The organism is Ferruginibacter sp. SUN002 (assembly GCF_050611725.1).
Taxonomy (GTDB): Bacteria; Bacteroidota; Bacteroidia; order Chitinophagales; family Chitinophagaceae; genus Ferruginibacter.
This window is the reverse complement of the sequence record NZ_JBODJB010000001.1, coordinates 2,218,693-2,230,977: the sequence shown is the minus strand read 5'-3', so window position 1 is coordinate 2,230,977 and position 12,285 is coordinate 2,218,693. Positions and strand designations below refer to the sequence as shown.

Genomic DNA, 12,285 nt, shown 5'->3' with positions numbered 1-12,285 from the left:
ATATTCACTTTTGCATCTATTTTTATTGATTCAAAACTTTCAAAACCGTTTTTGTTCTATCGGGTTTTGTAATTTCTAACTGATACATTCCTTTTACCGAAGCGTTATCGATCTTCAATGTTTCAACGCTGGTACCTCCTGCATAATTAATTTGTTTAACCAATACTACCTGCCCGGTAGAATTGATCATTCGAACATCATATTTACCTTTCGGCATATTGTTCAACTGTAACCCTGTTACACCGTTTTCAATGATATTCGGATAAGCAGTAATTGCAGGTGAAGTTTTTCCGGTGGTAACTTTTACAATACGGCTGTACAACACTTCGCCATTCTGATTAATACTGCGTATACGGTAATAGTTAGTTACACTAAACGGATTTACATCTAACCAATTGTAACCTGCACTTCCATCGGCAGTAACAGTTGCAACAGTGCTGAAATTCACACCATCTGCAGCTCTTTGCACTTCGTAATTTTTAATGTTCAATTCATTTTCCACTTTCCATTCTACTGCAATATTCTTATTTTCCGGAGTAGCTTTTACTGTATTGAAAGTAACCGGTAATGGTCCGCCCTGATCATTTTTGAATATAATACGGAAACGATTAACATTGGCTGATGCCGGAATACTATTGTTAATGGTAAAGTCGTATGCACTTGCATTACTGCCACTGATATCAATCTGTGTGATTGTACCCGTATAAGTATCTTGCAAATATGCATTCAATCCCGGATTAAAATTTTGTGCTCTGAATTTAAATTGATATGCCTGATCCTGCATCATTCTTGTTTGCAGGAAGATAGTATCATTAGGAAGAACTTTTTTCCTTTTTTCGATAGACAACTCTTTTCCTCCACTCAAAATACCTAACCCTTCTCTCAAATTAAATGATGATAATTTAAGTGCATCCTTTTCATCTACCTCATTGCTATACGATTGATGGAAAGTATTAGCAACACCATCTGCAAGAGAATATGTGCCATTATTTAAAACTGCATAAAGATCCGTAAAGAGCTTTTCAACTGTTTTTACTTTAGATGGTTTCTTAGCAGCTCCTGCAACCGGTCTGCTTGCCAAGCCTGTGTTGGAACTTATACTTATTTTATCTGTTTCATGAAAACCAAAAGAGTGTGGAGCAGATTGTGAGTAAACAGCAAAGCCCATTCCCGATTCAATAAACGGTACCGAATCATGAGCAACATCAAGGAAATTCGAAACATTACCGCTGAAAGTATAAGTACTGTCTGCCTCACTGCTCAGTGTAACAAATCTGCCAACAGGACTAGGCAAACTTCCGGCAACTTTCGGATCGAAAATATACATATTGTATCCGGAAGCTACGAATTTAACACCGTGAAAGGTCAATGAATCTACACTTATTGCTGAAGCATAAGGATTACCCAGCACATTAATATAAGGCTGCAGTGTTTTGGTCTTATCACCTACATAAAGATTACCTTTTGCTCTAAGCGTTGTAGGGCCTGCATCGATATATTGCGAACTAACAATAATGCTTCTATCACCTCTTACAAAGATCATATAAGCCTCACGACCAGTTATTACCGTATCGGTTGTTGTAATAGTAGAATACTGAATACTTCCCAGCTGGCCACCCGGTATCATGTGGTAAATTGACGGATTATTGGTACTACCTTGATCGAACCCATTTGCTGCAGTAGTACTTTTGGTTATTTGCGTTCCATAACCCGGATTGGGGTTGATCGGACTATTTCTATCGGTATTGGATGAGTTTTCCTGCCACGCCTGCTTTATCGTTTGTGCGTTACCGTTATCTATGAACGGAGTACATAATAAATGCCATCTTCTAGATGTAGCTACCGTGCCTATCTGCATATATCTTTCTGCAATGGCTTTTCCACTAAAACTACCATAAGAAACTCCTACCCTGGCCGTACCGTTTACAGTTGATTTTAAGGTTAGTTTATCCCCGGTGGTTAATGTTGCACCACTGGCAAGTGTTACATCACCAACTACTGAGCCAGACCATGCTGTAATATCTAAACTATCTACAAGTGTTAAAGTAGCACCTGTTGTAAGAGACAAACTTTTTAAAGTTGTATGTGAATTGGTGCAGCTCATATTGCCTCCAATATTCGCTACTATCAAACTGGAAGTATTTGAACCTGTCAAGGTAGCACCCGTCCAGATACCATTGTAGAATCTTAATGTATTACCATTGATCTCCATCGCACCGGCAGTTGCAATAAAATTACCCTGTATGTTCAGATCTGTTCCCATGGTAGCTGAGGCACCACTTCCGCCTGTACGGTTAAGTGTAAAATTAGATACCATTCTTGCTCCTGAAGTAAACTTCATAATACCCAACGCTCCGCCTGACGAGCCACCAATGTATATATTAGCTGTTGTAGATCCGGTAATGGTTCCGGTACCTGAATTGGCAATTGTTCCGTTCAGCGTTAATGTATAGTTGCTATTATTAACCAACTCTCCACTGGTTAAGGTTAACTGACCATCAACAGTCATGTTGTTCATATAGGTCAACTTACCACCTGTAAATGTATTATCTAAAGTAAGATTATAGAATGTACCCGAACCGCCACTTTGTGTAAAGGTATGAGAAGCTGTGCTGCTTGTAAACAAAACAGTACCATTGCCATGTGCAAAAGTAGAACCGGTATTTGACCAGCTACCATTAACGGTTACCGTACCTGCCGGAGCCGTTACTGTACCGGTGGAAGAAAGCCTGATACCTTGATATGGAATAGCATTACTGATTACAGCCACACTACTTGAACCGGTTGCTGTATTGCCACCACCATAATAATCGATAATAGAGCCGGTTTCTAAAACAATCGTTGGGTTATTGGTACTACTTACTGCAGAGTTGACATTACCTGAGAATCCATCCGGTTTAGATACTTTAAAAATTGCTCCGGTTTTTACAGTAAAGGAACACCCCGATTGTAAAGTGATTCCGGCTGATGCCGCAACAGAAATATTTGCTACATAAGTTCCACTGATGATCACATTTGCGTAAGTAACACCCGTTGTTCTTATTGCTGTAACATTACCAACAGTAGTGTTATTAAACTCAATGGTAGAAGTAGTTGCCAGCGTGTAGGTACCAGCCTGAACTGGCCTGGTTGATGTACCTGCTACAATCATTTTTGACGTACCGGTCATAGTAACGTTCACCGCAGTTCCGGTAGCTCCTAAACTAAAATTAGCCACATCCAATACCGCCGATCCGGTGATAGTAATTGTGCCACCCGGGGGAATTGTATTACTAGCTAATACAGTTTTAGTACCACTATTTGAAATTAAAAGATTATAATAAACCGCACCACCTAAGCCACCTTGAACGTCCTGAGTACCAGCACGACCATATTCAACTGTGCTATTTGTATTTATAGTAAGCGGAACAGTTGGAACGGATGAGTTGGTACCCCAAAATCCCTGAGCATCTCTGGTAATAAACCTACCATTAATAACAAGTGCAGCAGATCCGTTATTCGTGATCTGACTTTCTCCATTATTATCATAAGTACCATAAGTAGTTGAGTTGGTATAACCAATCGTCATTGTACCGTAAAGATCAAGGTTTACACCAGTAGTGCCCGGCATAACCAATGTTCTGTTTCCGCCAATAGTTACTGTTCTTAAACTAATTGTTGAAGCAATGGGCATGTTAATGCTTGCACCAGAACCCGGCGTTCCGGTAAGCGTAAAGTCGGATGTTGAACTACCAGACAGGTAACCAGCCGGTGCAGATAGTGCCGCACCATTTAAATTCAATAAACCGGAACCAATATTAAACGTTCCTTGTGTTAAAGTTAAAGTACCTGTTACTTCAACCCCTTGGTCGCCCCATGTTAAAACATCATCTCGGTATAATGTTAAATTGGTGATGGCGGGATTACTGGTTGTAAATGTTCCATTAGGAATAACAACATCAACACCTGATATTTTACCTGCAATACCAAAGACCAAACTACCGGCCGAGCCAACTGTAAGCGTTCCTGCTGTTCTGATGATCGGCTGAAAAGAAGTATTATTAGACAATGTTAAGGTTTTACCATTTAAATCAAATACACCACTTGTTAACGTAATTGATCCCTCCATCGTAAGATTAGCTGAACCTGAAGTTACAGTTACGCCGGCACTATTATTTATGTTCAGGTGCACTGCATTAACAAGTGTATTAAAAGTAGCACTTTGTGCAGAGGTACCTGTAAAATTTATGCTTTGTGAACCTGCATTACTTGTTATGGTGCCAATACTTTGTACAAAATTCCCTTTTACATTCAGATTATCAGTAGCACTTGTTCCAAAATCGAGTGCAGCAACACTGTATCCTCCTGTAGCACTCAACGAATCGACCATTCTAAAATCTTTATTGACTGTTACATTATAAGAGGCATTATTAAACTTCCAAGTACCACAGTTTATGGTTAAGCTTTCGCAAGTAAGTCCGGTAGCACCTGATGATGTAAATAACTGAGTATTTAAACTATTTGTTCTTAGTAATGTAAGGTTACCTCCTATTGTTATTGCAGCATTGTTAGCAAACCCTGCTAAAATCCTTGCTGTAGAAGATGGATTGAAGGCGGGAAAATCGAAAACTAAATTTCCCCATTGCGATGCAGGTGAACCAACTCTGTTTGTTGCAGTAGCCGGGAATGTACCATTATCAGCTGTAAATGAGTAGGCAGTTGTCCAACCTGTAATATATGCAGTTGAAGTTGCGTTCCATGCAGCATTTGGCATGTACCCACCATTTGCGTTAAGATAAAAAACACCTGTTGATCCAAAACTCAAATTACTAGTGGTTGTAATAAGCAATTTTGTATTGGCTGTTACACTTAATCTGCCATCAACAGTAATTGTGTTGGATCCACTGGGAGTAATTGTGCTTGCTGAAGTAGTGAGCTCACCTCCACTATTGATTGTAATTGGTGGAGCAGATAAGTTTGCATCTACAGTAATAACATGTCCATTCCGTACAGTAACCCCCTTCGAGGTAGTTGTTGGTGCTGCAGTAGCATCATACCAATTTGAACCATCACCGGAACTTTGCCAGTTAGCAGCATCAGACCAGTTACCGCTACTTTTAGATCGGAAATAGTCGGTAGAAGAAGTACCAAATACTAATGAGAAAGATGTTGCTGAACTAGTACAACCACTCGTTGAATTTTTGACAGTGATTGTATTACCATTAAAGGTAGTTGGTGTTGTAATATTTGTAGGTACCGTTAAACTTAACGGACTAGATCCTAAGGATGTATAAGATGATATATCTGTAAAACCAGCGTCACTGTAATCTATAATATATTGATCAGGACTACCTGAAGTAGTAAAAGCCAAAGCAGGTGGTGTGGGGCTCATTGCCCCGGGCCCTAACGATACTGTTAACGGCGTTGTAGGTGTGATACTAACTCCGCCAATATTCATTGTCTTATAAGCAACGTCTGAACAACCAAAACCGTTGGCTGCAGTGGTATAAGTAATGTTACAAGTTCCATTGGCAACAGCCGTTACAACACCGCCACTGCTGACCGTTGCAATACTTGCATTAGATGTACCCCAAGTGCCGCCTACATCGGTAGTAGTTAGAGTGGTTGTACCACCAATAGAACAAATATATGAACTGCCCGAAATTGCGGCAGCAGTAGGAATTACATCGGTAGTAAAAGCAGCGGTTGATGTTGTAGTATTACTGAAGCAGCTTACGGATGATGCAATCTTGGTAATATTTACCACGTTAGCTGCCCCTGCACTAACCAGTGTATCTGTTAAAAATGTACCCGTACCCGGACTGCCTGCGGTAAAATTCATAGTAGCCGTTCTGGAACTAAGTGTATTTGTACCACTCACATCATAGGTTACAGTATATGACCCTGACGCCAGATTGCTTGAACTAACGGTAACGGTTGCAGGATTTTTAGCACAAATAGTAGCAGCGCTTGCAGATAAGCCTGTTACATTTGGAGGGGAACAATTCAAGGTTATATTAATATCATCAAGAAAAATAGCTCCGCCAACCCTAAAAAATTTAATGTACATATCTTTTGTAGAATTGGCTCCCAAAGCTGTAGCATCATATGTCCAGGTAGACCAGTTGGCACTTGTGGCATTTGTAAATTGTACTGTCGAAAACCATGGGCTGGCTCCGGTTGTAAGGGTGCTTGATCTTGCAGCCGTAGCAGAACCAGTTACAAATGTAATGTTTGTAGCAAACGCAACACCTATGGCAGCATTGTTCGAACTATTCCTGTAGGTAAAACTTAAAGTAGAAAAACCTCCTGTGATAATTGGAGATATCAGATAAGCATTCCCCGAATTAGTGATATTAAAACTCTGTGTACTGGAATTAAAAGTAGTCGTTTGTGGTCTTGCTCCGCTATATATCCAGGTTGATTGAGTACTTGTTCCTATCTGCACTGTCGATGTACTAAAAGCTGTTACAGATACCCATGTGGTTGTATTGTCAAAATTCTCTGTAATTGTTTGAGCAAAAAGATCATTATTTAAAGCACTTAGCAGAAGGACCCAAATAAGAGAAAGTACTTTCAAAGTAGAAGTAAACATTTTTTTCATACAGTAAGTTTTACACTTTTTTTACAACAACAATTCGAATTAATTTTTTGCTTTTCTAGTATCGGATGTTATTGGCAGCATGTAAATATCGTGGTATAAATGTAGAATTTTTTTAACTCATTTTATGCATGGAATTGTCAACAAAATCAATAAAATGGGCATAAAATGAACGGGAACGCTGTCGGGAACGATTGCGTAAATTTCAAAGCACTACATTTCATAGAGATATTTCACTTGTAAGACGCAAAAACATTCGGTTATGCAGCTTAAGACTTTTGGGAAAAGATGATTATGAAATGAAAACAACTGATAAAAGAATTGATCAATACAAAACTTTGATCAATTCTTTTGTAGCATCCGGCTTAAGTATTTCTACATGATACACACCTTTTGATATCAACCTTGGTAATGCTATAACAGTTGTGCCGCCGGTAAAATTCAGTTTTTTATAATGCAGCAACTGACCAATCTCATTGGTGAGTTGTATAGTATAGTTTCCTTTTGGCGCATTGCTGATTGCAAGATTGATCCTTCCATCTTTGGGAGGATTAGGATATACCGTAAAATTTGATTGAAGTAAATATTCTATACTAACGATCTTGCTATACACTATAGCCCCATTCTTACCAACCGATACAATACGATAAAAATTATTACCGACACTCAATGTATTGTCTGACCAACTATACATACCCGTTAGATTACCTGCCGAAATCGTTGTACTCAGTTTTGTAAAATGCAAACCATCTGTTGATCTTTCAATTTCATAATGATCAATGTTTATTTCGTTTTCTACTTTCCATGTAACAATACCGGTATTATTATTTTTGATGGCATTGATCCAATTAAAGGTAACCGGCAAAGGCCCACCACCCTTTTGTTTGAACACTACTTTAAATCTGTTGATATCCAGACTAGCGTCTGTACCATCAGTTGAAAAATCATGCCTTGTAATACCTTCCGTAGAAAGTTCAAATGTTTTGTTTAAAAATTTATCTATCAGATATGCATCCAGATTTTTTGCAAAATTTTCCCCAATGAATTGTAACTGATAGTTGTAGTTATAATCCAATCTGTACATCTGAAGAAAGATGGTATCGTTCTTATGAATGGTTTGTCTTCTTTCAATTGACAGATCATTATTATCTCTTAACAGACCAATCTTTTCCCGGGTTAAAAATGTTTGCATTTTTTGTGCATCCTGCTCATCCACTTCATTATTAAAATCATCGGTATACATGGTCAATACACCATCTGCCAATACAGGATTATTCAATTCATCTCTATAAGCAAGATTAGTATATAAGGTAGCCGGTTTAATTTCCGGACGACTACCTCTTACCGGTCTGCTTGCCAAGCCTGTTGTAGTGCTGCTTGCTACTTTATCATATTCATGAAATATTACCGAACCCGAAGCAGTTGAATTGATCATGAATGCATTCCCGGATTCAATAGTACCTGCATTGGTAAACGTACTCATGTAATTTGAGTCGATCGGATTGGGCACAACTGCAAAAGTATTATTACCATTACTGCTGAATGTTACCCAGGAGCCAACTGTTTTACTACCCAGTAATTTCGGATCCCACATGTAGTATGTCTTACCGGTTTTTGTGCCGATAGTATCACCGCCATAAACTACTCTTTTCATACTGATGGTTGATGCATAAGGATTGCTAAGTATTTGTTTGCCTGCAACAATACTCTTACTCACATGTCCAGTATTCATATTACCCGTAATACGCAGGTTGGCACCTCCTGTTGTGTTAATATATTGATTGCTTACAACAATACTTCTATCTCCTCTCACAAAAAGCATATAGGCATTATAATCCGTGATTGTTATGCTATTGGTAGAAGAAGGAACTGTCCATACACCCGATCCCGGTTCTGTTTTATAGATAGATGGATTAGCCGTTGATCCGGCATCGAAACCTAATCCATTATTCGTACTACCAATACCGTTAGTTATATGAGTACCATATCCCGGATTAGGATTGTAAACACTTGTTGAAGATGTGGCACTGGTAGTAGCCGGGGTAGCTGTTGCATTTTCCTGCCATGCTGCTTTAATGGTTGGTGCTCCGGTTGACGAAATCGGCACTCCAAGTAATCGCCATCTTCTGCCGGAGTATGGTGTTTGCATCGGAAGATAACGTTCCAGTATTACTTTACCTGTGATGGTAGCCTGTGCTACCCCAGATCCGTTTACGGGAATACTGTCGATCCTGGCAGTACCATTGTTATCTGATTTTAAAGTAAGCTGATCGTTGGTTGTGATAACGGCTGAAGTATCTAAACGCAAAGTTCCGAATGATGCACCTGCAGTTAAGGACAAAGGTGTAGCTAATGTGGCCGAAGTAGCTTTTTGTAAGGTTAGGTTCTTTAATATTTGTGAGCCGGTTGTAAAATACAGAGAACCGGCCGTTCCACCGATGGTAATATTGGACGAATTTGATCCGGCAATAGAGCCTGAAGTTCTTGATACAGCTCCGTTTATTGTAAGTGTGTTATTGGCTCCCAAAGTAAATACACCCTGATTCAAATAAAGGTTTTTACAGATTGCATTACTTCCTAAGGTTACACCATTGGTATTGTTTATATAAAAATGAATATCTCCTACAATATTATCAAAAGTTGCAGACTGATTACCGCTAGCTCCGTTAAAATACAGTTCGGCTGTTGTTGAACCTGCCGCTCCCAGGTCTTCTCTTGCAATCGTTGCATTAGTCATTAAGATGTTGCCATAGACCGTTAGTTTACCTGTGACATTAACAGATGCATTGATAATATAAAACTTTGATGGAGACTGAGTAGAATTATCTACATAAAAATTATTTCGTACGATAAGCTCCCTGTACCCGGAACCGTTAGTGTTATAGTTCACGGCCACAATACCTCCGGTTTGATAATAGTTCCCGATATTCACATAGCGTTGACCACCAGATGAAGTGATCTGTAAAGTATCCGAACCTGTACTTCTTACAATAAAAGAATCAGCTACATAGCAAGTATCGGGGCCTACTCCATTACCATCATCCGCTCCGCTAAACGCACCTAGCACAAAAACTTTGGTTGCATTTAATGAAGGACAATCAAAGATCAGTTTGCTGAAGTTTTGCCCAAGACCATCTAATGATTCGGATGTTGTAAGCCCGGTAATTTTTAAAGTGGAATTGGTATTCCAGGTAGCTTTGGGAACAGCCCCTCCGTTTCTGGCATGAATATACGTTCCTCCGGAATTCAATACAAGTTTTGAAGCAGTTGTTGAAGTAACGGTTCCTGCATTACTGATAGTACCTGTTACAGTTGTAACAGCACCTGAAGCGTCGGTATCAAATGTTCGGCTACTGTTTACTGTTAGTGTACCTCCAATACTTGCCGAAGTATTAGTACCCATTGTTATATCAACACTTGTGCCTTGAGTTAATGATGCCGATGATCCTATCACAAAATCGTTGGAAGAACCATTATTATTGGCAAAAGAAAGTGTAGAACTACTACCTGTTAACGTTACTGCACAAGTGCCACTTATTATAAGACTTGCTATTGTTTCCGTAGGCACATTTGTACATGCAATAACTGATGGCGTATTTATCAATAATATGTCCGTTGCAGCAGGTGTTGTCCTTGCCGGATCCCAGTTTAAACTAGATGCCCAGGAACCGGAGCTGCCCCCCTTCCACGTGTACGTAGCAGGCGCCAGTGCACTTGCCGTTGCTGCTGCCGAATAGGAATAGTACGTATTTGAATTTGGACTAACCATTACCGTTAGTATCAAAACATGATAGGTAGTGCCGGTCGTTAAACCTGTTACAGAAACAGATGTACCATCGCCATTAAAAACACATTTTGCCGATGCATCTCCCTGATATTGAGTACCTGCATTATAGACTGTATTGGCTGTATATGAAGCAGGGTCGTCAGTAGGTGTTCCATAAGTAACTGCAGAGGTCGCCTTTACAAACACCAATGTTGTATGATTGGTATTGTTATATCCTGTAGCTGCCGTCCATGTAATGGTTCCGGTTGTGCCTGAAATAGAAATACCGGGAGATGTGGCAACATTGGGTAATGTAGCAGCATTCATGGTTGCACCAGTTGCTCTGTAATCTATACAACTGCCCGAATTCGAATAGCTATTGGCTTTGAAATAATACATAGTGCCTGCAGAAAAACCTGAAAAAGAGTTATAAGAAGTTGCTGCAGTTTTTACTACAGCTGTTCCGCCTGAAACGTTTGTTTGATCTGACGGGCTGTTAGTATCTGTTGGTTCAGAAGGAGTAGTACCGGTTGCAACCTGAAGCAGGTACCCATCTGCTCCTGTGGCTGCTGTCCACGACACAGGAATATTACTTGTTGTTATAGTACCACTTACAAGACTTGTTGCTTGCTGACTTGGCTCTGCTTTTATTGTTGATAAATTTGCTGTTGAACCTGTTGAATAAGTAGGGGTAGCATCTATCACATTAAAAATCAAGAGATGATAAGTAGTTCCTGCAGTCAAACCAGTTATAGTCAATCCACTGTGATCCCCTGCGGCATTTGTACCATCACCTTTGTAAATACATTTAGCGCTTCCGTCATGTTGATATACTGTTCCTGTACCGCCAAAGTTTGCATCAGCTGTATAGGATGACATAAAATTTGTAGGAGTACCTACGGTAACTGCTGAACCTTGCTTTAAAAATGCAATGATCGTATTGTTAGTAGCACTATAACCCGATGGGCCTGTCCATGTCAATGTCAATCGATCATTCTGGCAACCTGAAGGTGTAGCAAGAGAAACAGCCGTTGGATTTTGAGCTGTTGGTGCAGATCCGGTGATCACCACATCATCAATAAAAACATTTGAACCTTGCGTCCATATAATTACCCTGCCCGGAGCGGTTTGGTTGAATGTGAATTGAGCTTGTGTAGGATATGCGCCGGTACCTGTAGCACCAAATGTAGATAATGAAGTATTTCCGGATATGCCCGCAGTTCCGGTTGAACCGGCTTCGAATGCCGTTGAGGAAAGAGCATTGTTGGTAGTGTTAGTTTGATAAGCTACTTTAAGATCACCACCAGTGGCCCAAAAACTTATGGTTGCAATACCACTTGATATAACCGGTGTGATTAGATAAGATGAACTTACCATAGCCAGACTTCTGTAGGCCGAGTGTTTTCTGTAAGCGGAGTTTCCTGTATTTGGAATAACACTTACTTTAGAGTAATTCCATGTCCAGTTCCCTGTTGAAATATTACCAACTGTAGTGATCGGCGTTGTAACCAATGCTGTAGAATTGTTTCCGGAATATGTGCTGATGCTGATCGCTGAAGTTGTAGCTGCGACATTGATGGCAATACTGCTAACGCTTGATATTGGCCCCGGAGCAGTTTGCAAAGGATCCCATCCACTTGCTTCAAAAGTTTCAACAATAACCTGACTGTTTGACTTTTCAGTACTAAAAAGGAAAATAAAGATTATTGTGAGAATTCTTAGAAAATAGTTTTTCATAATGACAATTGTATTAAGAACATTTTCTCCTTATAATCAGAAAACAAGCCACAAGGATCGCTACAATGTGTACCGAAAAATACACATTAATTGTATTCATTAGCAAAACGGTTTGGTAATAATTTAAACAATCGATGTCGGGAACGATTGCGAAACCTTTTTCATTAACAAAAAAATCCCGTTCAACTAAATGAACGGGATC

2 protein-coding genes are annotated in these 12,285 nt (G+C 39.6%); both read right to left on the bottom strand.

The annotated features are described in order from the left end of the window. Nucleotides 1–22: 22 nt before the first annotated feature. Complete coding sequence (locus tag ACQ33O_RS09835) at nt 23–6,583, bottom strand: beta strand repeat-containing protein (RefSeq protein ID WP_430995404.1); 6,561 nt, start codon at nt 6,581–6,583, stop codon at nt 23–25. A gap of 322 nt (nt 6,584–6,905) precedes the next feature. Next, the gene (locus tag ACQ33O_RS09830; protein WP_430995403.1) at nt 6,906–12,083 is read right to left on the bottom strand and encodes a hypothetical protein; all 5,178 of its coding nucleotides are present in this window, start codon (nt 12,081–12,083) and stop codon (nt 6,906–6,908) included. Between the last annotated feature and the right edge of the window lie 202 nt (nt 12,084–12,285).

Excerpts from the sequence above, each read along its gene's own strand:
- ACQ33O_RS09835 (WP_430995404.1), bottom strand. The coding sequence starts at position 6,583 with ATGAAAAAAATGTTTACTTCTACTTTGAAAGTACTTTCTCTTATTTGG.
- ACQ33O_RS09830 (WP_430995403.1), bottom strand. The coding sequence starts at position 12,083 with ATGAAAAACTATTTTCTAAGAATTCTCACAATAATCTTTATTTTCCTT.